Consider the following 24,752-nt stretch of genomic DNA (forward strand, 5'->3'; position numbering starts at 1 on the left):
ACTATTTCGTTCAGTTTTCAAAGAACTCTTGTCTTAAAGCGACTCCTATATAGTAACACTTTATAAGAATCGTTGTCAACACTTTTATATAACTTTTTTAAAACTATTAAAAAACTCATATATGTTTTGCTGACTTTTTATATATTACCAAAATGAAAAGCCTATGGCAAGGTTTTTTTACATAAAAAAAGCCCCTGCTTTTTCAGGGGCTTTTTTTTATTCTTCCGTTTCTTCAGCTTCAATTATTATATCTGTTTCTTCATGTTCATCTAATTCATCTAAAACTTCGTCTTCATCTTCTGAAGTTTGTACTTTTGCAACCGTTGAAACAAACTCTTCGTCTCCTAAACGGATGACTTTGACACCTTGTGTGTTACGGCCCATTTGTGAAATATCTGAAACAGAAACACGGATAAGAACGCCGCTTACTGTGATAAGCATAATATCTTCTTCTTGAGATACGCATTTCAGTGCGACAACATCACCATTTTTATCAGTGATATTACATGTTCTTAAACCTTTACCGCCTCTTGTTTGCACACGATATTCTTCAATCGGCGTACGTTTTCCATAACCATTTTTCGTAATGATCAAGACATCTGATTGTTCTTCGAGAATCTCCATACCGATTACTTCATCTTCTGAATCGAGAGTGATCCCTTTAACTCCAGTAGCTGTACGTCCCATTGAACGAACATCATTTTCATTAAAACGAATTAACATACCCTTCTTCGTTCCAATAACCATATCGCGCTTACCATCTGTCAATTTAACAGAAATCAATTCATCTTCTTCTCTTAAATTCAAGGCGATAAGTCCGCTATTTCGAATGTTCTCAAAAGAAGATAAAGGTGTGCGCTTAGAAATTCCTTGTTTTGTAGTAAAGAATAGATACCAATCGTCTACAAATTCATCGACGCGAATGATGGCATTTACCCACTCACCCTTGTCTACTTCTAACAAGTTAATAATAGGTATCCCTTTAGCCGTTCTTCCGTACTCTGGAATTTCGTATCCTTTCGTACGGTAAACTTTTCCCTTATTTGTAAAGAAGAGAATCGTATCATGAGTAGAAGTTGTTAGAAGATGTTCAACAAAATCATCTTCGTTTGTATTCATTCCTTGAATACCTCTTCCGCCTCTTCGCTGACTCTTATACGTAGAAACAGGCAAACGTTTAATATAGCCGTTGTGCGTTAAGCTAATAACAATATCTTGGCGAGGAATCAGATCCTCGTCTTCGATAATTTCAGCTCCTCCGCTTACGATTTCTGTTCGACGGCCGTCATTGAATCTTTCTTTTACTTCTATTAGTTCTTCTCTAATAATTTCTAATACTTTTTCTTCATCTGCTAAAATAGCTTTTAATTCAGCAATTAGCGCTAATAAAGATTGATATTCTGCTTCAATCTTCTCTCGCTCTAATCCTGTTAAACGCTGTAGGCGCATATCCAAAATAGCTTGCGCTTGTTTTTCAGATAACGAAAACTGCGTCATTAATCCTTCACGTGCAATGTCTGTTGTTTGAGAACCTCTAATTAAAGCAATAACAGCATCTAAATTATCAAGAGCAATCTTTAAACCTTCTAAAATATGCGCACGTGCTTCTGCTTTTCGAAGTTCAAATTCAGTACGACGGCGAATAACCACTACCTGATGGTCTAAGTAGTACTGTAGACATTGCTTCAAGTTCAATACTTTTGGCTGTCCATCTACTAATGCAAGGGTATTAATACCAAAACTTGTTTGAAGAGATGTCTGCTTATATAAGTTGTTTAATAAAACATTTGCATTTGCATCACGTCTTACTTCAATAACAATACGCATACCCGAACGGTCAGACTCATCTCGTAAATCCGTAATTCCATCAATCTTCTTATCACGGGCTAGCTCGGCAATTTTTTCAATTAGCTTTGCTTTATTTACTTGGTATGGAAGTTCATGAACAAGAATAGTTTGTTTACCATTGCTTTGTTCTTCAATTTCTACTTTTGCGCGAACAATAATAGAACCTTTTCCAGTTTCATAAGCTTTACGAATTCCGCTGCGCCCAAGAATTTGTCCTGCAGTTGGGAAATCCGGGCCTGGAATAATCTCCATTAACTCTGCAATTGTGATATCAGGTTCTTGACTTACAGCTAAAACGCCGTCAATGACTTCCCCTAACTGATGCGGAGGAATATTTGTCGCCATACCTACCGCAATTCCGGCTGAACCGTTTACAAGTAAATTTGGAAATCTAGCAGGTAATACAATTGGTTCACGTTCAGAACCGTCATAGTTATCTTGGTAATCAATGGTATCTTTATTGATGTCACGTAACAGTTCCATCGAAACTTTTGACATTCTTGCTTCTGTATAACGCATAGCTGCTGCTGCATCTCCATCAACAGATCCAAAGTTTCCATGACCGTCAATTAGCATATAACGATAGCTAAAATCTTGTGCCATACGAACCATTGTTTCATATACAGCTGAGTCACCGTGTGGGTGATACTTACCAATTACTTCTCCTACGATACGAGCTGATTTTTTATATGGCTTATCCGATCCCATACCTAAATCATTCATTGCATATAAAATACGACGGTGCACAGGCTTAAGTCCGTCTCTTACATCTGGTAAAGCACGCGATACAATTACGCTCATTGCATAATCTAAAAAGGATGCGCGCATTTCTTGACTAATATTTACTTCTCTTATTTGAGAGTTTGGTTTATCTGACATCGATAAGAACCTCCTTCGCGAAGTTCAGTATAGTAATTCATATATATGTAAACGCAGGATAGAACCTATCTCTATCCTGACGTTTATATACCCTTTATAAAACATATAAAGGGTATTACCGTTCATTTAAATATCAAGATTTTTTACGTACTGAGCATTTTCTTCAATGAAATTACGGCGTGGTTCTACTTTGTCGCCCATTAAAATTTCAAATGTCTCATCAGCTTCAATTGCATCTTGCAAGTTCACCTGAAGAAGGGTACGGAACTCTGGATCCATTGTTGTTTCCCATAATTGTTCAGGATTCATCTCTCCTAAACCTTTGTAACGCTGAAGGTTTGGTTTTGCGCCTTCAGGGAAAGAAGCTAATACCTCTTCTAATTGACGATCGTTGTACGCATACTCCACTTTTTTACCCTGTGTAACTTTGTAAAGAGGCGGCTGGGCAATGTACACATATCCGTGCTCAATAATCTGTCTCATATAGCGATAGAAGAACGTTAGAAGAAGCGTACGAATATGCGCACCGTCTACGTCTGCATCTGTCATAATCACAATTTTATGGTAGCGGGCTTTCGAAATATCAAAATCGTCACCAATACCCGTTCCTAGAGCGGTAATGATTGTACGAATTTCGTTATTAGATAAAATTTTATCTAAACGCGCTTTCTCTACGTTGATAATTTTACCACGCAAAGGCAAAATAGCTTGGAAATGACGGCTTCTTCCCTGCTTAGCTGAACCTCCGGCAGAGTCACCCTCTACTACATAAAGTTCGCTAATAGAAGGATCTTTTGATGAACAATCCGCTAATTTACCCGGTAAGTTTGAAATTTCAAGCGCGCTTTTACGGCGTGTAAGCTCACGAGCTTTTTTAGCTGCCATTCTTGCTCTTGCAGCCATTAAACCTTTTTCAATTACCTTTTTCGCCACAATAGGGTTCTCTAGCAAGTAAGTTTCTAAGTGTTCTGCAAACACAGAGTCGGTAATTGTTCTTGCTTCACTATTTCCCAGCTTTGTTTTTGTTTGTCCTTCGAACTGCGGATCTGGGTGCTTAATAGAGATGATAGCTGTAATTCCTTCACGAACATCTTCACCCGTTAGATTGGCGTCACTGTCTTTAAATACGCTGTTTTTACGTGCATAGTCGTTAATTACACGCGTTAACGCTGTTTTAAATCCTGCTTCGTGCGTTCCACCTTCATATGTGTGAATGTTGTTTGCAAAAGAATATAAATTACTTGTATAGCTATCGTTATATTGAATAGCAATTTCTACAGAAATGTTGTCTCGATTACCTTCAATATAGATCGGCTCTTCGTGAATCACTTCTTTTGCACGGTTTAAGTGTTCAACGTAAGACTTAATTCCGCCTTCATAGTGATATTCACGTCTTTTATCTTCTTCACGTTTGTCTTCAATCGTAATTTTAATGCCACGATTTAAGAAAGCTAACTCACGCAGACGATTAGCTAACGTATCAAAATCGTATTCAAGCGTTTCTGTAAAAATTTCACTGTCTGGACGGAATTGAATAACAGTACCTGTTTTATCTGTTTCTCCAACTACTTTTAAGTCAGCAGCCGGTACACCTCGTTCATATTTTTGATAATGAACTTTACCGTCACGATGTACGTATACTTCCAAAGAGGTAGAAAGTGCGTTAACAACTGAGGCACCTACACCGTGTAATCCACCAGATACTTTATAGCCGCCGCCGCCAAATTTACCTCCGGCATGAAGAACCGTTAAGATAACTTCAACGGCAGGTCTGCCCATTTTTTCTTGAATACCAACCGGGATTCCACGACCGTTATCTTTGACTGTAATACTATTATCTTTTTCGATAATAACATTAATTTCATCGCAATAGCCGGCCAGCGCTTCATCAATACTATTATCTACAATTTCCCATACAAGATGATGTAAACCCTTTGCGCTCGTCGATCCAATATACATCCCCGGACGTTTACGAACAGCTTCTAATCCTTCTAATACTTGTATCTGATCAGCTTCATATGCTTGTACTTCTTTTTGTTCCATCGTCAAATGTATCACCTACACTTTTTTTTAACAGCAAACTGCTGTATTTATCATTTTATATTATGTTTTTCGAATATTATGTGGAAATAATACGGAGCCTTTAATGTATTTGCAATTTGTTTACTTATGCACAAAATTTTCATAATCGAGGGTACGAGTTGAAATATATAGACTTAAAACTATAATGATATCATATTTCAGTTAGATTGCCTTGCGAAAAGTTTTTAGACAGATCAATTGCTATTTGACCTTTTGAATTTGGCCAGCTTCTACGTGATATGTAGCGGCTTTTTCTAAGGTCTCGTGATGAATTCCTTCAATGCTCGTTGTCGTTACAAACGTCTGAACTTTTCCTTGAATGGTATTTAGCAAGTGTGATTGACGAAAATCATCTAATTCAGACAATACGTCGTCTAAAAGCAAGATTGGATATTCACCTACTTCTTGATGAATTAACTCAATTTCAGCAAGCTTTAACGATAAAGCAGTCGTCCGCTGTTGCCCTTGTGAACCAAATGTTTGAACGTCTTTCTCATTAACGTAGAAAAGAAGATCATCACGGTGTGGTCCTGCTAAGGTGACACCTCTATCAATTTCTCTACTTTTTATTTTATCAAACTTTTGATGATATGCTTCTAACATTTTCGACAAATCTGCATCTTCTGATACATCAATTGAATTCTTATACTCAATTTTTAATGTTTCTAAGTCTCGACTGATCCCTTTATGAATAGGCTCTGCCCACTGTTGGAGTAATTGTAAAAACTCAAAACGTTTTTTTAAGATTTTCGCTGCCATTTCACTTAACTGTAACGTAAGTACGTCTAAAAGTGAAAGATCCGTTTGTTTTTTTGTCTGCAGCTGCTTCAAATATTGATTTCTTTGCTGCAAAATCTTTTGATACCTGCTTAAATCATGCATGTAAACAGGCGAAACTTGACCAATCTCCATATCAATAAATTTGCGCCTTACTTGCGGACTCCCTTTAACTAGGTTCAAATCCTCCGGAGCAAACATGACAGTGTTAATTGACCCTATATATTGACTGAGTTTTTTCTGCTCAATGTGATTATATTTTGCTTTTTTCCCTTTTGTTGAGATGACTAAATCCAGTGTAACAGGCCCTCTATGCTTTTCTACAATGCCCGATAGCTTTGCATACTCACAGTCCCATTTAATTAATTCTTTATCGTTGGATGTACGATGAGATTTAGCCATAGATAATACGAAGATCGATTCCATCACGTTTGTTTTACCCTGTGCGTTTTCACCCAAAATGACGTTTACTTTATTTTCAAAAGGAATCGTTGTCTTCGTATAGTTTCGGTAATTTGTTAAAGTAATTTCTTTAATATACAAACGTTTCACCAACTTTAAGTAATGACAACAAATGATCCTGCAGCCGGTATATCCACTTCGTCATTTGCATATAATTTACGTCCGCGGCGCTCTTCTAGCTCCCCGTTTACATATACTTCGTGCTCACTTAAAAACCATTTTACCATTCCACCTGTTTGAATGACGTCTGCTAGTTTTAAAAACTGGCCAAGCGTAATGTATTCAGTTGAAATTTTAACTTCTGTTTTCATGCGACTCTCTCACTTTCTAATGATGTATCTCTATTTTACTAAATAATTCTCCTTGAGAAAAGAAAGCTACTAGTACGGCATGCTAGTAGCTTTCTGAGATTTAATATGTTCGCACTGGTAAAATCAGCTGCAGCATTGAATCATCCTCTAATGTTCGAATGACAAATGGACGCATCGCACCAGTGAAGTTAATTTTGATATCTGTTCCTTCGAGCGCTTTTAATGCATCTAACATATATTTTGCGCTAAAAGAAATTTTTAATTCTTCTCCCGAGATAGACTGACTTTGTACCTCTTCAATTACTTTTCCGATTTCAGGAGAGTTAGAAGAAATTTCAACAATTCCCTCATCCAGCGTAGATAGTTTTACTACGTTGTTTCTTCCTTCACGAGCTAATAAAGAAGCGCGGTCAATTGATTGCAAGAATTCTTTTACGTTCAATATAACATCCGTTTTACTATCAGCTGGGATCAATCTTGAAGTATCAGGATAATTCCCGTCCAATAATCTTGAGAAAAATAGTAAATGTTTTGTTTTGAATAATACTTGATTTTCCGTGATAACAATGTCTACTAATTCATGAGAATCATCAAGGATCTTACTGAATTCACTTAAACTTTTACCTGGAATAACCACATTATACGTTGCTTCATTTCCAGTTTCAATGGTCGCTTTTCGCAAAGCTAGACGGTGGCTGTCAGTGGCAATGCACGTTAATTCTTTGCCATCGACCTTCCAGTTTACACCTGTCAAGATAGGTCGTGTTTCTGAGGTGGACACCGCAAAGACAGTTTGTCGAATCATGTTTTTTAATAAGTCTGTCGGTAATCTAAACATGTTGTTTTCTTCGATCTGTGGCAAATGAGGATACTCTTCTGCATCTAAACCATTTAAGTTAAATTCAGCTTTTCCTGAACGAATGATTGTTAAAAAGTGACTTTGGACGTCTAATTCTACAATGTCTTTAGGAAGCTTTTTTACGATTTCACTAAAGAAACGAGCCGGGAGAACAACGCTTCCTGGTTTTTGGATATCAACAATTTCTTTTCCTTCTTCTTCGTTTGGAATAAACGATTCAATCGAGATATCGGAGTTACTTCCTGTTAAGGTAACACCTTCTTCAGTGGCTACAATTTTAATCCCCGTTAAAATTGGAATGGTTGTTCTAGAAGATACAGCTTTCATAACGTCTTGAACGCTTTGAACTAGATAGTCTTTCTGTATGATAAATTTCATAATAATTAATCCTCCTTAAAAGTAGGTTTAAAAGCTTATTATTTATTATATTTTAAGATAGTAGTAGTAATAGGGGCTGTGGAAATGTGGATAACCCCTAAAAACGTGAGAACACAGCCTATCCACATGTGGACAGACTGTGTACAATCCTAACTCACTTATACACAAAATACAAGTAAAAAAAGCCTATATTTTTAGTGATTCACTTATTTCTTTAATTTGTTTTTGTAGGTCAGTATCTGTTTGAACAAGTTTTGAGATTTTTTCATGAGCATGGATGACAGTAGTATGGTCTCGCCCACCAAACTCTTCTCCAATTTTAGGCAGCGAAAAATCCGTTAGTTCGCGAGAAAGGTACATGGCAATTTGTCTAGGAAACGCAACTGACTTTGTACGTTTCTTTGCTTTGAAATCATCTAATTTTATATTAAATTCTTGTCCAACAATCTGTTGGATGTCTTGAATCGTAATAACCCTAGGTTTTGAACTAGGGATGATATCTTTTAATGCTTCTGCTGCTAAATCAGCGTTTATATCTTTATTAATTAGTGAAGAATAAGCTACTACACGAATAAGTGCGCCTTCTAATTCTCTGATATTTGAATCAATCTGATTGGCGATATAAAGCATAACTTCATTTGGAATAACTAAGCCGTCCGCTTTTGCTTTTTTACGCAAAATAGCAATTCGTGTTTCCAAATCCGGTGGTGTGATATCTGTAATAAGGCCCCATTCAAAGCGAGAGCGAAGTCGATCTTCAAGTGTAGGAATTTCTTTCGGCGGTCGATCACTTGAGATGACAATCTGCTTGCTTTCTTCGTGAAGCGTATTAAACGTATGGAAAAATTCTTCTTGTGTCTGCTCTTTACCTGCTAAGAATTGAATATCATCAATCAGTAAAACATCTACATTACGGTATTTGTTGCGGAATTCTACTGCTTTATTGTCACGAATAGAGTTAATAAACTCATTTGTGAATTTTTCAGATGATAAGTACACGACTTTCGCGGCAGGATTATGATCTAACACATAGTGGCCTATGGCATGCATTAAGTGTGTTTTACCTAATCCTACTCCCCCGTAAATAAAAAGCGGATTATACGCTTTAGCCGGCGCTTCTGCTACTGCTAAAGAAGCTGCATGCGCAAACCGATTTCCAGATCCGATAACAAATGTATCAAAGGTATACTTCGAATTTAGCATGCTTTGAGGAAATTCTGCTCCATCGTCTTTATTGACTTTCTTTTTAGGAGCTTGAATATCGAATTCTTCCTCGGCCTGGTTAGGAGGAATAATAAATTTTACATCTAACTCTTCCCCCGTAAGATCATAAAGCGTTTCAGCAATTAAATTAGAATACCTAGATTCTAACCAGTCCCGTGCAAAATCATTAGGTGCAGTAATAATGAGCGTGTCTCCTTGTAAAGCATGAGCTTTTGTCGATTTGAGCCAGGTTTCAAAACTAGGTTTGCTTAATTTTTTTTCAATTTGATCTAAAGCTCTATTCCATAAATCATGAATGTTTTCCAACGAGCAATCCCTCCTTTTTCTAGCTTTTATGCGCTTTGTACAACCCTTGTACAACCTGTACAAAACCTTATGCATAAAAAATTTATATTTATACAATTGCTATTATGTGGGTAAATATATATTATAGAAGAAAGCCGACTATTCGACAGATTCCACATGGTGTGGATAACTTTATACAGTGATAGTGGAAATGATGTCCACAAGTTGTCCACAGTTTGTGGATAAAAACCAACTGTGGAAAAGTAATTAAGAGTGAAAACAAAAATATAATATCAAAGAATTCGGCATGATGCAATGAATTTTCGAAACTTATCCACAATCACTACACCTTGTGGAGAAAAGTTTTCCACAACACAAGATAGTGTGCATGAGTTGTCGATAAGAAATGGAAAAGTAGAAAAATGTCGAAAAAACTTATCCACAAAGGTTTAAGAGAAGAATTTGAATAAAAAAGAGGCTTTTTATAACATTTATTGTTGTAGTTTTGTTCAGTAACGATGCGATCACAGCTGGTAGAGAAAGAAAAAGAGATGAAAAGGAAAAATTTTTTCTTTAATAAATCAATGAATTTTATTGATTAGGTATAGACAATTGGGTTATAAAGATATTAGAATGAAGAAGATTGAGTAAAACAGATAATGAAACCAAGAGATTGAAAATTTTATTTTTTAAATAACATTGACATCTTCTTAGTCTTTTCATTATAATTGCAAGGACTGTCTTTTTCAGTTATTCCTCGAGGAGGTGTTTATAGATGAAAAGAACTTACCAACCAAACAAACGTAAGCACAGTAAAGTACACGGTTTCCGCGCTCGTATGAGCTCAGCGAATGGACGTAAAGTTTTAGCTCGTCGTCGTCGTAAAGGAAGAAAAGTATTATCAGCATAATAGACCACTGACGCCAGTGGTCTTTTTTCGCTTTATAAGACTAAAATCACCTCTGTTCCTGTAGGGACTACATAAAAGCATGACCTGAAAAAGGGCAGGAGTTGTTAAAAATGAAAAAAAGATATCGTATAAAAAAGAATGATGAATTTCAAACAGTTTTTAAAAAGGGTAAGTCCGTAGCGAATCGCCAATTTGTCTTGTATGTTCTAGACAAACCGGATCAAGAACATTTCCGCGTAGGATTCTCCGTGGGCAAAAAGATTGGAAATGCCGTGACTCGTAATCGAGTTAAGCGCCTTGCTAAACAAATTATGTTTGAATTCACACCGTATTTGAAGCAAGACAAAGATTATATTGTAATTGCAAGGCAGCCTGCTGCAACAATGAGCTATGAAGAAATTAAAAGCAGCTTGCAGCATGTCTTTAAGCGTGGCAAATTACTTACACATAGACAAAACGATTAATAAACAATAGAAGAAAAGCCTTTAATAGCTGTTGTTTTTCTACCGCATCCTTATATAATGGATTTTGACGCACTTTCAGAATTGAAAGGTGAACATGTAGAAGGAGGAAAAACAGGTGAAGAAGAAGTTGTTTTTAGGGATAACGCTTATCTTTCTATTAACTGTTTTAGCGGGTTGTACGGAAATTAACCAACCTATTACAGATGATAGTAAAGGTTTTTGGAATGAGTATGTTGTGTATCCGCTGTCATTAGTCATTACGTATCTGGCGGAGGTATTTAAAAGCTATGGAGTTGCGATCATCGTTGTCACAATCCTGATTCGCTTACTTATTCTACCGCTTATGATTAAACAGATGAGAAACACGAAAGCAATGCAGACACTTCAGCCCGAAATTCAGAAGTTAAAGGAGAAGTACAGTTCAAAAGATGCCCAGACGCAGCAGCAATTGCAGAAAGAAACGATGGCATTATTCCAAACTTACGGAGTAAATCCTTTAGCTGGGTGCTTCCCAATTCTAATTCAAATGCCCATTCTTATTGGGATTTTCCACGCGATTACACGAACGTCAGAAATCGCAAACAACAGCTTTTTATGGTTTGATTTAGGTGCGCGTGACCCGCTATTTATCTTACCAATTGTCGCAGGAATCACAACGTTTATTCAGCAAAAGATGATGATGGCCGGAAATGCAAATCAAAATCCTCAAATGGCTATGATGCTTTGGGTTATGCCGATTATGATTGTGGTTTTTGCAATCAATTTTCCAGCCGCCTTATCTCTTTATTGGGTAGTGGGAAATCTATTTATGATTATTCAAACCTACTTCATTAAAGGGCCAGACTTAAAACAAGCGAATATTGAAGGGGTTAAAAAATGAACGAAATCACAATTACGGCCCAGACGATTGAAGCTGCTGTTCAAGAAGCATTAAATGCTTTAGAAGTAGAGCGAAATCAAGCAAATGTAGAAATAATTGAACCAGGCAAAAAAGGATTTTTAGGAATCTTTAAGGGAAAACCTGCAGTTGTAAAAGTTACAAAAATAGTTGACCCTGTAGAGGAAGCGGTTCATTTTATTACAAATGTTAGCCGTGAAATGGGAATTTCGATTCATACGAACGTCAAAAAAACCTCGAGAAACTGCATAATTGAGATTAGTAGCGATTCTGCGGGAATGTTGATTGGAAAACATGGACAAACCCTTAATGCGCTCCAGCTTCTCACACAACTGGTAGCTAATCGATACAGTCAGCAATTTTTAAATGTTGTATTAAACCCAGAAGGCTACCGAGAAAAACGAAAAGAAATGGTCGAAAAACTGGCATTAAAAATAGCAAATCAGGCGGTTAAAACGAATCGATCTGTTCAACTAGAACCAATGCCTTCGCATGAAAGAAAAATGATTCATCAAGTGTTAGCTAAAAATTCTTTAGTTGACACACACTCTGTCGGAAAAGAACCAAAAAGAAGTATTTTGGTTCAGCCCATCGGAAAAAAGCACTAGCAAAATGCGCTAGTGCTTTTTTATGTTTACTTTTATCAAGCTAGCATTCAAAAAATCAAGTTACATACATTGTTATTCACATGTGGATAAGTTAAAATAGTACATACTGCCTGTTTTTCTTACTGTGCATAACAGAAGAACGTTAGAGATGTTCCAAATCGGTGAATTGTGGTATTCTATTTATTTGGTTCATACAAATTACGGGCCTTAAAATAGATGTTTTTGTTCGTGGAAAATTGTTAACGATGATAGTATATAACATCGTTTAAAATAAAAGGTTTATAAAATGAAATGAGGTGAAGTTGGTGCTAGATTTTGATACAATTGCGGCCATTTCTACACCAATGGGAGAAGGGGCTATTGCCATCGTCCGCCTGAGTGGTGAAGAAGCCATTACGATTGCAGATCGTATCTTTAAAAGCGTTTCGAACAAACGATTAACAGACGTAGCTTCTCATACTATTCACTACGGTCATATCGTAGATCCCAAGACAGAGCAAGTCGTCGAAGAAGTGATGCTTTCCATTATGAAAGGTCCCAAGACATTTACTAGAGAAGACATTATTGAAATTAACTGTCACGGAGGAATTGTATCCGTTAATCGTGTGCTGCAGTTAGTTATTGCAAATGGTGCCCGTTTAGCTGAGCCGGGTGAGTTTACAAAACGAGCATTTTTAAATGGTCGAGTAGACTTGTCACAAGCAGAAGCTGTCATGGATTTAATTCGTGCCAAAACAGATAAAGCGATGAATATGGCGATTGGCCAAATGGAAGGGCGTTTGTCCAAGCTAGTACGTCATTTACGGCAGGAAATTCTCGAAACACTTGCCCATGTAGAAGTAAACATTGACTACCCAGAATATGACGATGTAGAGGAAATGACTCACCAAGTATTGATCGAAAAAGCTTCAAATGTACGCCAAGAAATTGATAAGCTTCTTCAAACCTCTCATCAAGGAAAAATTTTAAGAGAAGGATTGGCTACGGTTATTATTGGACGTCCTAATGTAGGGAAATCTTCTCTTCTAAATAGTTTAGTGCAAGATGCAAAGGCCATTGTCACAGACATTCCTGGAACGACGCGAGATGTAATCGAAGAGTACGTCAATGTGCGAGGAGTTCCTCTCCGATTAGTTGATACAGCTGGAATTCGTGAAACAGAAGATATTGTAGAACGAATTGGTGTGGAACGCTCCCGTCAGTATTTGAAAGAAGCAGATTTAATTTTGCTTGTGTTGAATTTTAATGAAGAACTAACGGACGAAGATAAAAAGCTATTTGAAGCTGTAAAAGGCATGGACGTTATCGTGATTGTGAATAAAACAGATCTTGAGCAAAAAATTAATCTAGAGGAAGTGCAGCAATTTGCTGGTGATCATCCAATAGTGACGACTTCGCTTCTTCAAGAACAAGGAGTAGATCAGCTTGAAGAAGCAATCGCAGCTCTTTTCTTTGGAGGAACAATTGAATCTCAAGATTTAACATATTTATCTAATACGAGACATATTGCGCTTTTAACGCAAGCAAGAGGAGCTATCGATGAGGCCATCACAGGCATTGAAAGTGGTGTTCCAATCGATATCGTCCAAATTGATTTAACAAGAACGTGGGAACTATTAGGTGAAATTATTGGTGATGCTGTTCACGAAAGCTTAATTGATCAGTTGTTCTCTCAATTCTGTTTAGGAAAATAGATTATTAAAGGAGGCTACTATTATGCAATATGAAGGTGGACAATATGATGTTATTGTCATTGGAGCAGGTCATGCAGGTTGTGAAGCGGCACTTGCTTCTGCGCGTATGGGTGCTAAAACGTTAACGTTGACCATCAACTTAGACATGGTGGCATTTATGCCCTGCAACCCTTCTGTAGGCGGTCCTGCAAAAGGTATTGTTGTACGTGAAATTGATGCTCTTGGCGGAGAAATGGGTAGAAATATCGATAAAACTCATATTCAAATGAGAATGTTAAACACAGGAAAAGGTCCAGCCGTTCGAGCACTTAGAGCTCAAGCAGATAAATTTGCTTATCAGCATGAAATGAAAAAAACGTTAGAAAATGAAGAAAATCTAACGCTTATGCAAGGCATGGTAGAACAGTTAATCGTAGAAGACGGTGTATGTACGGGCGTTGTCACTCAAACGGGAGCTGTGTATAAAGCTAAAACAGTTGTTATTACGACAGGGACATTCTTACGCGGGGAAATTATTTTAGGTGAACTAAAATATTCAAGCGGTCCTAATAATCAACAACCGGCTATTAAACTTTCTGAACACTTAGAGGAGTTAGGGCTGGACATGGTCCGTTTTAAAACAGGAACTCCACCTCGTGTTAATAGCTCAACTATTGATTACAGCAAAACAGAGATTCAGCCTGGGGATGATGTGCCTCGTGCTTTCTCATACGAAACAACACAGTACATTACAGATCAACTGCCTTGCTGGTTAACATATACAAGTGAACAAACTCATCAAATTATTGATGACAACCTTCACTTATCTCCTATGTATTCTGGGATGATCAAAGGTACTGGACCACGCTACTGTCCATCTATTGAAGATAAGGTTGTGCGCTTTAATGATAAACCGCGCCACCAAATTTTCTTAGAGCCAGAAGGACGAAATACGCAAGAAGTATATGTTCAAGGACTATCAACAAGTCTTCCTGAGCACGTACAGCGTCAAATGCTTGCGACAATTCCGGGTCTTGAAAAAGTCCAAATGATGCGTGCGGGCTATGCTATTGAATATGATGCAATTGTTCCGACTCAGTTATGGCCAACGCTTGAAACGAAGAAAATTAAAAATCTTTATACGGCTGGACAAATTAACGGAACATCTGGTTATGAAGAAGCTGCAGGCCAAGGTCTTCTTGCTGGAATTAACGCGGGAAGAAGAGCCCTGGAACAAGAAGAAGTCATCTTAGGACGTTCTGATGCTTACATCGGTGTATTGGTGGATGATTTAGTAACAAAAGGAACAAATGAACCGTATCGTCTGCTAACGTCTCGTGCAGAATATCGTTTATTGCTTCGTCATGATAACGCTGATTTACGCCTTACTGAAATTGGTCGTGAACTAGGATTAATCAGCGATGAGCGCTATGCTAAATTTGAACAGAAGAAAGCGGAAATCGAGCAAGAGAAGAAACGTCTTTTCTCCTTTATTATTAAGCCGAACGAAGCTGTTCAACAACTGATTAAAGAAGCTGGCGGCAGCGAATTAAAAGATGGCATTCGTGCGACAGATTTACTTCGCCGTCCTGAAATGACATATACTCATATTCATCAATTAGCACCAGCTGATGAGACGGTAGATCCTGAAGTAGCTGAACAAGTAGAAATTCAGGTGAAATACGAAGGATATATTCAGAAATCACTTCAGCAAGTTGAACGCTTAAAGAAGTTAGAAAACAAAAAGATTCCTGATTATATTGATTATGATGCAATTAACGGTTTAGCTACAGAAGCACGTCAAAAATTAAACCAAGTGCGGCCACTAACGGTAGCGCAAGCTTCACGTATTTCTGGAGTCAACCCAGCTGATATTTCAATCTTGCTTGTTTATATTGAACAAGGACGCATCGCTAAAGTATCAAATGATTAAAACTCTTAGGCGCGAAGAAAGGGAAACTCAATGAATATTCAACAGTTTCAACAGCTATTAGAAGAAAAGGGAATTTCTCTTTCTTCTAAACAGCTGAATCAATTTGAAAAGTATTATCAAGTTTTAGTGGAATGGAACGAAAAAATGAATTTAACTGCTATCACTGATCACGGTGAAGTGTATGAAAAGCATTTTTACGATTCTCTTTCAGCTGCTTTTTTTCAAGACTTTACAGAAATTGAATCCATGTGTGATGTAGGTGCAGGAGCAGGATTTCCAAGTATTCCGATCAAAATTTGCTTCCCGCATTTGCATGTAACAATCGTTGATTCGTTACAAAAGCGTATTACGTTTTTAACGCATCTTGTAAATGAGCTTGAACTAGACAATGTCACACTATGTCATGATCGGGCTGAAACATTTGGTAAAAAAGAAACAATTCGCGAGTCATTCGATCTTGTAACGGCAAGAGCCGTGGCACGTATCTCGGTTCTTAATGAATTTTGCTTACCGCTTGTTAAAGAACAAGGACGCTTTTTAGCAATGAAAGGTGCTTCTGCCCCAGAGGAATTAAAAAATGGAGAAAAATCATTCCAAGTATTAGGCGGAAAAGTGAAGTCGATTGAACATTTCCAATTGCCTTTGGAGCAAAGTGAACGTTACATTATTTTAATAGACAAAATCAAGAAAACGCCTAAAAAATATCCTAGAAAACCTGGTACCCCAGTTAAGCTTCCACTAGAGTAGGCATTAAATAGATAGAGAAGAGAATGTTTCATATGAAACATTTTCTTCTCTATATTTTCTGTTTAGAAAGCAGGATATGGTTAAAAAACATCGAATTAGTTTAAGGCGGGATTTTCCTGAAGGTGGTGTGGGACTATGAAATCTGCTTTTTCACGTTTTTTTAATTTAAAAGAAAAAGATGAGGATATTCATGTAGAGATTGAAACTGTCCAAGATGAAAATGTCGAAAAAATTTTAAGAGATGAAGTAAAACAAATTAGGGTTTCAAGTATTATTCCAAATCGTTACCAGCCGCGTACTGTGTTTAATGAAGCAAAAATTGAAGAGCTAGCTCTGACTATTCATACACACGGTATTATTCAACCTATTGTGGTTCGACCGACTGAGGGCGAAGAATATGAATTAATTGCTGGAGAACGCCGGTGGAGAGCTGTACAAAGCTTAGGATGGGATACGGTTCCTGCAATTGTGAAACATTTTAACGATACAGAAACGGCCTCTGTGGCTTTAATAGAAAACTTACAACGTGAAGAGCTAACGGCTGTCGAAGAAGCACTAGCCTACGCAAAGTTAATTGAGTTACATAATCTTACCCAAGAGGCATTAGCTCAACGTTTAGGAAAAGGCCAATCCACAATTGCAAACAAGCTTCGTTTGTTAAAGCTTCCTGTAGAAATACAAGAAGCAATCAAACAAAAATTGATTACAGAGCGACATGCAAGAGCGCTCATTCCCCTCAAAAATCAAGAAAAACAACTTCAAGTATTAGCTGAGATTATTGAAAAACAATTAAATGTAAAACAAACGGAAGATCGAGTAGTTAAATTGTTAGAAACGCAGGTTAAAAAGCCAAAAGCAAAAAGAAAAGCGTTTAGTAAAGATACGCGCATCGCAATGAATACAATTCGTCAATCCTTGACAATGGTTAGTGACAGCGGTATTTCATTAAACACGGAAGAAGAAGAGTTTGATGAGTATTTTCAGTTTACTATTAAGATTCCGAAAAAATAAAGAAATAGCCCTCATCTTTTTTTGATGAGGCTTTTTTATCAAAGTTTTACGTCAGAAAATTCAATGAACAATTAAACTGTCTGGACAAATGGGATGGAAATGAAAGTAGGTGACAACATGGGGAAAATTGTGGCAGTTGCGAATCAAAAAGGCGGAGTTGGAAAAACAACAACCGCTGTTAATTTAGGAGCTTGTTTAGCTGAACAAGGAAAAAAGGTTCTACTTGTAGACGGAGATCCCCAGGGTAACGCTACGAGTGGAGTTGGCATAGATAAAGCAGATGTAGATGAATGTATTTATAATGTAATCGTGGAAGATATGGAAGCCAAAAACGTCGTGCGTTCAACAGCCGTCGGAAATTTATCAATTATTCCCGCGACCATTCAATTAGCTGGTGCAGAAATTGAATTAGTGTCCACCATTTCACGTGAAGTTCGACTTAAGAGAGCTTTAGAAACGGTGAAAGATCACTTTGATTATGTTATTATTGATTGTCCCCCTTCTCTTGGTTTACTGACATTAAATGCGTTAACGGCAGCTGATTCTGTTTTAATACCTGTACAGTGTGAATATTATGCGCTTGAAGGATTAAGTCAATTGCTAAATACCGTTAGATTAGTGCAAAAACATTTGAATAATCAACTGCGCATCGAAGGTGTATTGCTGACTATGCTTGACGCACGCACAAATTTAGGACTTCAGGTAACAGCAGAAGTGAAGAAGTACTTTCAGGATCGCGTTTATCAAACGATTATTCCTCGAAATGTTCGTTTGAGCGAAGCACCTAGTCATGGTGAACCAATTATCTTATATGATGCAAGATCTAGAGGGGCCGCAGTTTATACGGAACTTGCAAAGGAAGTGATTTATAATGGCGAAAGGATTAGGGAAAGGAATTAATGCCTTATTTTCAGGCTTAGATGCACAGGCTGATGATTCAATTCAGGAAGTTGCTATTCACGAACTCAGACCCAACCCCTATCAACCACGTAAAACGTTTAATAAAGAAGCAATTAATGAGTTAAAGCAATCCATTTTACATCATGGTATCTTACAGCCTATTGTAGCTCGCAAAAGCATTAAAGGCTATGAAATCTTAGCGGGTGAAAGACGATTTAGAGCTGCTAAAGAAGCCGACCTTGCTACTGTTCCTGTCATTATAAAAGACTTTTCAGAAAAGCAAATGATGGAACTAGCTTTGTTGGAGAATTTACAGCGTGAAGATTTGACGCCAATTGAAGAAGCAACCGCTTATCAATTGCTTATGGATAAGCTCGATATGACACAGGAGCAACTTGCTACACGACTGGGAAAAAGCCGACCTCATATTGCTAACTATGTTCGCCTCTTGCAGTTGCCTGAGGAAATTCAAACCCTCATTTCTACTAATGAATTGTCTATGGGCCACGGGCGTACGCTAGTCGGTTTGAAAAATAAAGCTCTTCTACCTAAAGTCGTTGAAAAAATACGCAAGGAACAATTGAATGTTAGACAGCTAGAGGCTTATATTGCCCACTTAAATAAAGCCGTTCCACGTGAAACATCAAAAACTAAAAAAGATAAAGATTTATTTATAAAACAAAGTGAAACACAGCTTCGTGAGCGTTTTGGTACCTCTGTTCACATTACACAAAGCAAGAAAAAAGGAAAAATTGAAATCGAATTTTTCTCTAAAGAAGATTTAAACCGTCTTCTTGAATTATTTAACGATCTTTCTCAGACCAACAAATCTTCTGTATAAAAAAGGTTGTCCTAGTTTTAGGACAACCTTTTTTATTGTTTATAATGTCTTACAGGTTGGTAAACCGAAGAATTATTAAACTCTTTCTCTCGTTCGTTGTGCACAGTCTCAATACTTTTCGCAATTAAATCGGCAATGCACATAACGAGGTGAAGCCTCGTATTTTGCAAGACGAAAAACTCCATAAATCCGCTCACGTTGACAACCCCTGTTATATGAATATCCCCGACTGGCGGCAATTCTTTATTAACTCCTGCTCCTGGTTTAACGGGTCCTATTCCAAGTGATGCAGAGCCTACGCTTTTCATACGACCTAAACAAGCATCAATTCCAATAATAAAAGGATTCGGGAAAAGCTTTTGAATATGTTTTAACGTTTCTTTCAAATTAACAGCATGAACAGGCTCTTCTAACGTTCCAAAAATGTGAAAAGATGAAACCTTTTTTTCATTCAGTTTCGTTCCGACTAATGGACCCAATGAGTCCCCAGTTGAACGGTCCGTTCCAATACATACAAAAACAATTGGTCTGTCTTTCTGTGCTGGAAGTAAAGATAGTAACTGTGTACTCAGCTTCTTTGTAGCAGATTCTTCATCATGAAATACGCGGGTTGAATGTTGTGTCTTCTCAAAGAAGGGAGATTTTAAATTCATAGGGTCCACTCCTTATACATAATAGTAACAGTATACGAAGATTTTGAAGATTCTATACATATATTTCATGGATTGGGGGAAAATCGATGTGGAGAGCAGGATGTAAATGGATATTCTTAATTATGGGAACCATGATAGGCGCTGGTTATGCTTCAGGGAGAGAGCTATGGCAGTTTTTTGGCGAAGAAAGCGGACTTGCTATTTTTCTATTTTCTATTATTTTTGCGATTTCTTGCAATGTGATTATGCAAATCAGCTATCGCTACCGAACCAATCAATTTTACCCAGTACTAATTGAATTAATAGGAAAGAGATGGGCTGCGGCCTATGATGTTTTAATCGTTTTTTATTTGTTTACGACGACGGTGATTATGATCGCGGGCGGCGGGGCGACATTGGAAATGTGGCATGTTCCTTATTGGTGGGGAATTGGTGCTCTTAGTGCTTTTATCGTCTTTGTTTTTTCAAGAGGATTAAATGGGCTTCTTTCTATCAATTCTTTCGTTATGCCAATCTTAATGATTGGACTAGCTGGCGTCCTTCTTACATTTGTTTTACGTCATCCTGGAGTAACTGATTGGCACCTTCAGCATAATTGGCCTGCTGCTTTTACCTTTACGGCGTTAAATATTCTTCCTCTTGTCGCGGTATTATCTACAATTGGAAAGGAAATTAAAAGCAAAAAAGAGATTTATATTGCAAGTGTTGGTAGCGGGTTTTTATTAGGGGGGCTTTCCTTTATTTATAATGAATCGCTTATTCAAGTTTCAGGCCTTCTTTCTTCTTATGAAATTCCATTATTCGCTATTCTTAAAGACTTTCCTTATACGATGCTGTTTTTAATGAGCATTGTTTTGCTCATTGCAATTTATACAACAGCCGTATCGGGAATCTTAGGACTAACCGCGCGTTTTCATACTGAAAAGGTGCAATCTCTTTGGAAACTGGCAGCCTGCTGGCTACTTTTAATGATTCCCTTTACAAAGTTAGGTTTTTCTACTTTGATTGCCGTTTTGTATCCAATGTATGGAATCGTCAATTTATTTTTAGTAACAGCCGTTCTATTATATCCATTTCGAAATCGCTACAAAAGTTCGTAGAAACTTGCTACAATAGATTAAAACTTTCTCGTATGTAGAGTATGTTACGATAGGAGCTACATGTAGTATGAATTCGTTGACGTCAGTTTTTAAGAACGTATTTGAACCATTTTTTCAAGAAGAAACGTGGGCACATATTGGAGAAGGCTTCATAAAAATTCTGTTGATTCTGCTTATTTCCATGTTTTTAATTCGAATTGGAAAGCAAGCGTTAAATAAATTTGTAGAGGTTCGCACAAATAGCCCTCTGCGTATTTCTGAGCGACGAGAAGCTACGATGGTCCGTTTGCTTCAGAACGTTTTTTCTTATGCTATTTATTTCGTTGCGGGAGTTATGATTTTAGAAACGTTATCAGTAGATGTTCGAGGATTGCTAGCGGGAGCTGGAATCGTAGGGCTTGCGGTAGGGTTTGGTGCTCAAAACTTAGTGAAAGACATCATCACGGGATTTTTTATTATCTTTGAAGATCAGTTCTCCGTTGGCGATTATGTTCGAGTAGGAACATTTGAGGGAACTGTAGAAGAAATTGGTCTGCGAACAACAAAGATTAAGAGTTGGACAGGCGAAATTAATATCTTGCCCAATGGCAGTATTGTGGAGGTCACTAATTTTTCGTTACATAACAGCGTAGCTTTCGTTGATGTAAGCATTTCTTATGAAGAAAACATACAAAAAGCAGAAAAAGTGATTTTAGAGCTCTTAGAAGAATTGCCAAGCCGCTATGAAGATATGGTTAAAACGCCTGAATTGCTGGGGGTTCAAAATATCCATGCAACTGAAGTCACAATGAGGATTACAAGCGAAGTAAAACCAATGAGACATTTCCATATTTCTCGTATGATTCGTAAAGAAGTGCGTACAAGGCTAAATGAACATGGTATTGAAGTTCCATTTCCTCGTATGGTTATGTATAATCGTACAGAAGAAGCACAGCATTCGTCGACGTTGAAAGGGAAATAAGGAGGAGAGAGCTGATGACGGAAAAAGAATTTGGTTTAAATGACGTTGTGGAAATGAAAAAACCTCATCCTTGCGGTACAAATGAATGGAAAATAATTCGAATGGGAATGGATATCCGTATTAAATGTGAAGGCTGCGGCCACAGCGTAATGATTCCAAGACGTGATTTTGCACGTAAAATGAAAAAAATTCTTGTAAAGCATGAGGAATAACCTCATGCATTTTCTATGTTTATGCCTTATACTGTAAGGTGGGACAAAATGAAGCATCTTAACGGTGCGACTAAAGGTTCTTTATTAAACTTGTATTTCAAAAGTTGACTCACTATAATTGTGACAGGTTAACTTGTTTCGGATATATAAAGAGGAGTGAATAAATATATGGCTTTAACAGCTGGAATTGTTGGTCTTCCTAACGTTGGAAAATCAACATTATTTAATGCAATTACACAAGCGGGCGCAGAATCTGCGAACTATCCTTTCTGTACGATTGATCCTAACGTAGGTATTGTAGAAGTACCTGATCATCGTCTTCAAAAACTTACAGAGCTTGTAAAACCTAAAAAAACAATTCCAACAGCATTTGAATTTACAGATATCGCTGGAATCGTAAAGGGTGCTAGTAAAGGTGAAGGACTGGGAAATAAATTCTTATCTCATATTCGAGAAGTAGATGCGATTTGTCACGTTGTGCGTTGCTTTGAAGATGAAAACATCACGCACGTTTCAGGAAAAGTAGATCCTATTTCAGATATTGAAACAATTAATTTAGAGTTAATTTTAGCCGATTTAGAAACGGTAGAGAAGCGTATTGGCCGTGTTCAAAAGATGGCTAAACAAAAAGATAAAGAAGCAATGTATGAATACGAAATTCTCGAGAAACTAAAGAATGCATTTGAAAGTGATCAGCCAGCTCGTGCTGTATCATTTACAGAAGAGCAAATGAAATTAGTAAAACAATTTCACTTGCTAACAATCAAACCTATTCTTTATGTAGCAAACGTTTCTGAAGATGAAGTAGCCGATGCATCTGCTAACGAATATGTAGCAAAAGTGCGCCAGTATGCGGCAAGTGAAGGTGCAGAAGTGATTGTTGTTTGTGCACGCATTGAATCTGAAATTGCTGAGCTTGAAGGAGAAGAAAAAGCAATGTTCCTTGAAGAACTAGGCATCGAACAGTCAGGTCTAGATCAGCTTGTACGTGCAGCGTACGACTTACTTGGATTAGCTACGTACTTTACAGCTGGTGAGCAAGAAGTACGCGCATGGACGTTCACACAAGGTATGAAAGCTCCTGAGTGTGCAGGTATTATTCATACAGATTTTGAACGCGGATTTATTCGCGCAGAAACGGTGTCATATGAGGATTTATTAGCTGCCAAAACAATGGGAGCAGCTCGTGAAGCTGGAAAAGTACGCTTAGAAGGAAAAGAATACATCGTAAAAGACGGAGACGTTATGCATTTCCGCTTTAACGTATAAGACTAAAAGCCGAAAGGAGATATCTTCTTTCGGCTTTTGTCGTCGGCTAAAATATTAGCATATATTTACGAAACAGCCCGCAATGCGTATTGCTTTGCCTATGGTAGTGTGCTATAATTTTAATTCGTGAGTAATATTTTATTGCTCCTTGCCCGTTTCGGGCCGTTAGACCAAAAGGAGGTGACAGTGATGAGAAAGTATGAAGTAATGTACATCATCCGTCCAAGCATTGATGACGAAGCAAAGAAAGCATTAGTTGAGCGCTTTAACGGCGTATTAACTGATAATGGTGCTGAAATCGCAAATGTTAAAGAATGGGGTAAACGTCGTTTAGCATACGAAATCAATGATTTCCGTGACGGTTACTACATGATTCTTGACGTGGCGGCTACTTCAGAAGCAGTTTCTGAATTTGATCGTCTTGCGAAAATCAACGAAGACATTATCCGTCATATCGTTGTTAAACAAGAAGCATAATTAAACGTTTAAATAAATTGGGTTTTATTTCCTTAAGGAGTGGTTCTGATGATGAATCGCGTAATTCTCGTAGGACGCTTAACCAAAGATCCTGAATTACGTTATACCCCGAGTGGAGCAGCGGTTGCAACATTCACTTTAGCGGTAAACCGCACATTTACAAATCAGCAAGGTGAACGTGAAGCTGACTTTATCAACTGTGTTGTATGGCGTCGTCAGGCTGAAAATGCAGCCAACTTCCTTAAAAAAGGAAGTTTAGCTGGTGTTGATGGTCGACTACAATCTCGCAGTTACGAAGGACAAGACGGTCGTCGCGTATACGTAACGGAAGTTGTAGCGGAAAGTGTGCAATTTTTAGAGCCGAAAAGTGGCGGTGGGGATACGCAACGCAGTAACTTTGCTAACACTGGAGGATCTGGACAAGGCTCTCCATTTGGAGATAATCAGAACCGTAACTCAGGTAATCAAGGTTATACTCGCGTTGATGATGATCCATTTGCAAATAATGGCGAGACAATTGACATTTCAGATGACGATTTACCGTTTTAATTCGCAGTAGATTATCCGGAGTATAAAATTTTATAGAAACTTTTAAGCGGAAGGAGGCGTATCAAAATGGCAGGTGGACGTAAAGGTGGACGCAACAGACGTCGTAAAGTTTGTTTCTTCACAGCAAACGGCATCACTCACATCGATTACAAAGATGTAGATATGCTTAAAAAATTCGTTTCAGAGCGTGGTAAAATTTTACCTCGTCGTGTAACTGGAACAAGCGCTAAATACCAACGTAAATTAACGATCGCTATCAAACGCGCTCGTCAAATGGCATTATTACCATATGTTTCTGGTGAATAATGAACGGTATAAAAAGAGGCAGTAAGGATTCCCTTACTGCCTCTTTTTACATTACATAGGTGCTCTTTTGCCAAATAGTTGCTTCTTATGAATTGAATCGATAAAATAAATAATAGTCTATATCAACGAGGTGAA

The 24,752-nt window shown here is 37.6% G+C and carries 24 protein-coding genes; 17 read left to right on the top strand and 7 right to left on the bottom strand.

Annotation, left to right across the window (positions count from 1 at the left end):
* Positions 1-216 precede the first annotated feature (216 nt).
* From gyrA to dnaA, 6 genes are all read right to left on the bottom strand, one after another.
* Positions 217-2,727, bottom strand: coding sequence for a DNA gyrase subunit A (gene gyrA / locus POF52_RS18295; RefSeq protein WP_057240111.1), 2,511 nt, complete (start codon positions 2,725-2,727; stop codon positions 217-219).
* Between the two features lie 126 nt (positions 2,728-2,853).
* On the bottom strand, positions 2,854-4,770 hold the full coding sequence (gene gyrB / locus POF52_RS18300; RefSeq protein WP_271993908.1) for a DNA topoisomerase (ATP-hydrolyzing) subunit B: 1,917 nt from the start codon (positions 4,768-4,770) through the stop codon (positions 2,854-2,856).
* 240 nt (positions 4,771-5,010) lie between these two features.
* Positions 5,011-6,129 (bottom strand): DNA replication/repair protein RecF, encoded by a 1,119-nt coding sequence (recF, locus tag POF52_RS18305; RefSeq protein ID WP_013054823.1) that lies wholly within the window; start codon positions 6,127-6,129, stop codon positions 5,011-5,013.
* Between the two features lie 14 nt (positions 6,130-6,143).
* Positions 6,144-6,359: a S4 domain-containing protein YaaA gene (yaaA, locus tag POF52_RS18310; RefSeq protein WP_013054822.1), complete on the bottom strand. Its 216-nt coding sequence runs from the start codon at positions 6,357-6,359 to the stop codon at positions 6,144-6,146.
* 100 nt (positions 6,360-6,459) lie between these two features.
* Positions 6,460-7,596 carry a DNA polymerase III subunit beta gene (gene dnaN / locus POF52_RS18315; protein ID WP_271993929.1) on the bottom strand — a complete coding sequence of 379 codons (1,137 nt, stop codon included), beginning with the start codon at positions 7,594-7,596 and terminating at the stop codon, positions 6,460-6,462.
* A gap of 186 nt (positions 7,597-7,782) precedes the next feature.
* The gene (dnaA, locus tag POF52_RS18320; protein ID WP_013081315.1) at positions 7,783-9,126 is read right to left on the bottom strand and encodes a chromosomal replication initiator protein DnaA; all 1,344 of its coding nucleotides are present in this window, start codon (positions 9,124-9,126) and stop codon (positions 7,783-7,785) included.
* Positions 9,127-9,880: 754 nt separating this feature from the next.
* Between dnaA and rpmH the strand changes: the two genes are divergently transcribed.
* The 10 genes from rpmH to POF52_RS18370 all read left to right on the top strand — a co-directional run bounded on the left by rpmH (position 9,881) and on the right by POF52_RS18370 (position 19,090).
* Entirely contained in the window at positions 9,881-10,015 is a 135-nt protein-coding gene (rpmH, locus tag POF52_RS18325; RefSeq protein WP_013059930.1) for a 50S ribosomal protein L34, read from the top strand.
* A gap of 110 nt (positions 10,016-10,125) precedes the next feature.
* On the top strand, positions 10,126-10,479 hold the full coding sequence (gene rnpA / locus POF52_RS18330; RefSeq protein ID WP_013059929.1) for a ribonuclease P protein component: 354 nt from the start codon (positions 10,126-10,128) through the stop codon (positions 10,477-10,479).
* 115 nt (positions 10,480-10,594) lie between these two features.
* Positions 10,595-11,359, top strand: a complete 765-nt coding sequence (gene spoIIIJ / locus POF52_RS18335) for a YidC family membrane integrase SpoIIIJ (RefSeq protein WP_271993937.1) — start codon at positions 10,595-10,597, stop codon at positions 11,357-11,359.
* Positions 11,356-11,985 carry an RNA-binding cell elongation regulator Jag/EloR gene (gene jag / locus POF52_RS18340; RefSeq protein ID WP_271993939.1) on the top strand — a complete coding sequence of 210 codons (630 nt, stop codon included), beginning with the start codon at positions 11,356-11,358 and terminating at the stop codon, positions 11,983-11,985. The genes spoIIIJ and jag overlap by 4 nt, the downstream gene beginning before the upstream one ends.
* Before the next feature lie 305 nt (positions 11,986-12,290).
* On the top strand, positions 12,291-13,679 hold the full coding sequence (mnmE, locus tag POF52_RS18345) for a tRNA uridine-5-carboxymethylaminomethyl(34) synthesis GTPase MnmE (protein ID WP_013085566.1): 1,389 nt from the start codon (positions 12,291-12,293) through the stop codon (positions 13,677-13,679).
* Between the two features lie 22 nt (positions 13,680-13,701).
* The gene (gene mnmG, locus POF52_RS18350) at positions 13,702-15,591 is read left to right on the top strand and encodes a tRNA uridine-5-carboxymethylaminomethyl(34) synthesis enzyme MnmG (protein ID WP_013059925.1); all 1,890 of its coding nucleotides are present in this window, start codon (positions 13,702-13,704) and stop codon (positions 15,589-15,591) included.
* A 30-nt stretch (positions 15,592-15,621) separates the two neighbouring features.
* Positions 15,622-16,338: a 16S rRNA (guanine(527)-N(7))-methyltransferase RsmG gene (rsmG, locus tag POF52_RS18355; RefSeq protein ID WP_271993943.1), complete on the top strand. Its 717-nt coding sequence runs from the start codon at positions 15,622-15,624 to the stop codon at positions 16,336-16,338.
* A gap of 135 nt (positions 16,339-16,473) precedes the next feature.
* A complete protein-coding gene (gene noc / locus POF52_RS18360) occupies positions 16,474-17,349 on the top strand; it encodes a nucleoid occlusion protein (RefSeq protein WP_176585161.1) in 876 nt (291 codons plus the stop codon).
* Between the two features lie 117 nt (positions 17,350-17,466).
* A complete protein-coding gene (locus tag POF52_RS18365) occupies positions 17,467-18,249 on the top strand; it encodes a ParA family protein (protein ID WP_013085563.1) in 783 nt (260 codons plus the stop codon).
* Positions 18,221-19,090, top strand: a complete 870-nt coding sequence (locus POF52_RS18370; protein WP_013059921.1) for a ParB/RepB/Spo0J family partition protein — start codon at positions 18,221-18,223, stop codon at positions 19,088-19,090. The genes POF52_RS18365 and POF52_RS18370 overlap by 29 nt, the downstream gene beginning before the upstream one ends.
* Before the next feature lie 32 nt (positions 19,091-19,122).
* Here POF52_RS18370 and yyaC read toward each other — a convergent pair whose 3' ends face one another.
* Positions 19,123-19,743 carry a spore protease YyaC gene (gene yyaC, locus POF52_RS18375; protein WP_013085561.1) on the bottom strand — a complete coding sequence of 207 codons (621 nt, stop codon included), beginning with the start codon at positions 19,741-19,743 and terminating at the stop codon, positions 19,123-19,125.
* An 86-nt stretch (positions 19,744-19,829) separates the two neighbouring features.
* Between yyaC and POF52_RS18380 the strand changes: the two genes are divergently transcribed.
* From POF52_RS18380 to rpsR, 7 genes are all read left to right on the top strand, one after another.
* Complete coding sequence (locus tag POF52_RS18380) at positions 19,830-20,843, top strand: YkvI family membrane protein (RefSeq protein ID WP_013059919.1); 1,014 nt, start codon at positions 19,830-19,832, stop codon at positions 20,841-20,843.
* 67 nt (positions 20,844-20,910) lie between these two features.
* Entirely contained in the window at positions 20,911-21,804 is an 894-nt protein-coding gene (locus tag POF52_RS18385) for a mechanosensitive ion channel family protein (RefSeq protein ID WP_013085559.1), read from the top strand.
* Positions 21,805-21,818: 14 nt separating this feature from the next.
* Positions 21,819-22,016, top strand: coding sequence for a DUF951 domain-containing protein (locus POF52_RS18390; protein ID WP_013059917.1), 198 nt, complete (start codon positions 21,819-21,821; stop codon positions 22,014-22,016).
* A 168-nt stretch (positions 22,017-22,184) separates the two neighbouring features.
* Positions 22,185-23,285 (top strand): redox-regulated ATPase YchF, encoded by a 1,101-nt coding sequence (ychF, locus tag POF52_RS18395; RefSeq protein ID WP_013085558.1) that lies wholly within the window; start codon positions 22,185-22,187, stop codon positions 23,283-23,285.
* 189 nt (positions 23,286-23,474) lie between these two features.
* Positions 23,475-23,762 (top strand): 30S ribosomal protein S6, encoded by a 288-nt coding sequence (gene rpsF / locus POF52_RS18400; RefSeq protein WP_013059915.1) that lies wholly within the window; start codon positions 23,475-23,477, stop codon positions 23,760-23,762.
* Between the two features lie 48 nt (positions 23,763-23,810).
* Entirely contained in the window at positions 23,811-24,311 is a 501-nt protein-coding gene (gene ssb, locus POF52_RS18405) for a single-stranded DNA-binding protein (protein ID WP_013059914.1), read from the top strand.
* Positions 24,312-24,377: 66 nt separating this feature from the next.
* Positions 24,378-24,617: a 30S ribosomal protein S18 gene (rpsR, locus tag POF52_RS18410; RefSeq protein WP_013059913.1), complete on the top strand. Its 240-nt coding sequence runs from the start codon at positions 24,378-24,380 to the stop codon at positions 24,615-24,617.
* Positions 24,618-24,752 lie beyond the last annotated feature (135 nt).

Source organism: Priestia sp. AB (assembly GCF_028369225.1).
Lineage (GTDB): Bacteria > Bacillota > Bacilli > Bacillales > Bacillaceae_H > Priestia > Priestia megaterium.

Coding starts and splice junctions, on each gene's coding strand:
- gyrA (WP_057240111.1), bottom strand. CDS start 2,727: ATGTCAGATAAACCAAACTCTCAAATAAGAGAAGTAAATATTAGTCAA.
- gyrB (WP_271993908.1), bottom strand. CDS start 4,770: ATGGAACAAAAAGAAGTACAAGCATATGAAGCTGATCAGATACAAGTA.
- yaaA (WP_013054822.1), bottom strand. CDS start 6,359: ATGAAAACAGAAGTTAAAATTTCAACTGAATACATTACGCTTGGCCAG.
- dnaN (WP_271993929.1), bottom strand. CDS start 7,596: ATGAAATTTATCATACAGAAAGACTATCTAGTTCAAAGCGTTCAAGAC.
- rpmH (WP_013059930.1), top strand. CDS start 9,881: ATGAAAAGAACTTACCAACCAAACAAACGTAAGCACAGTAAAGTACAC.
- rnpA (WP_013059929.1), top strand. CDS start 10,126: ATGAAAAAAAGATATCGTATAAAAAAGAATGATGAATTTCAAACAGTT.
- jag (WP_271993939.1), top strand. CDS start 11,356: ATGAACGAAATCACAATTACGGCCCAGACGATTGAAGCTGCTGTTCAA.
- mnmG (WP_013059925.1), top strand. CDS start 13,702: ATGCAATATGAAGGTGGACAATATGATGTTATTGTCATTGGAGCAGGT.
- rsmG (WP_271993943.1), top strand. CDS start 15,622: ATGAATATTCAACAGTTTCAACAGCTATTAGAAGAAAAGGGAATTTCT.
- noc (WP_176585161.1), top strand. CDS start 16,474: ATGAAATCTGCTTTTTCACGTTTTTTTAATTTAAAAGAAAAAGATGAG.
- POF52_RS18365 (WP_013085563.1), top strand. CDS start 17,467: ATGGGGAAAATTGTGGCAGTTGCGAATCAAAAAGGCGGAGTTGGAAAA.
- POF52_RS18370 (WP_013059921.1), top strand. CDS start 18,221: ATGGCGAAAGGATTAGGGAAAGGAATTAATGCCTTATTTTCAGGCTTA.
- yyaC (WP_013085561.1), bottom strand. CDS start 19,743: ATGAATTTAAAATCTCCCTTCTTTGAGAAGACACAACATTCAACCCGC.
- POF52_RS18380 (WP_013059919.1), top strand. CDS start 19,830: ATGTGGAGAGCAGGATGTAAATGGATATTCTTAATTATGGGAACCATG.
- POF52_RS18385 (WP_013085559.1), top strand. CDS start 20,911: ATGAATTCGTTGACGTCAGTTTTTAAGAACGTATTTGAACCATTTTTT.
- POF52_RS18390 (WP_013059917.1), top strand. CDS start 21,819: ATGACGGAAAAAGAATTTGGTTTAAATGACGTTGTGGAAATGAAAAAA.
- ychF (WP_013085558.1), top strand. CDS start 22,185: ATGGCTTTAACAGCTGGAATTGTTGGTCTTCCTAACGTTGGAAAATCA.
- rpsF (WP_013059915.1), top strand. CDS start 23,475: ATGAGAAAGTATGAAGTAATGTACATCATCCGTCCAAGCATTGATGAC.
- ssb (WP_013059914.1), top strand. CDS start 23,811: ATGATGAATCGCGTAATTCTCGTAGGACGCTTAACCAAAGATCCTGAA.
- rpsR (WP_013059913.1), top strand. CDS start 24,378: ATGGCAGGTGGACGTAAAGGTGGACGCAACAGACGTCGTAAAGTTTGT.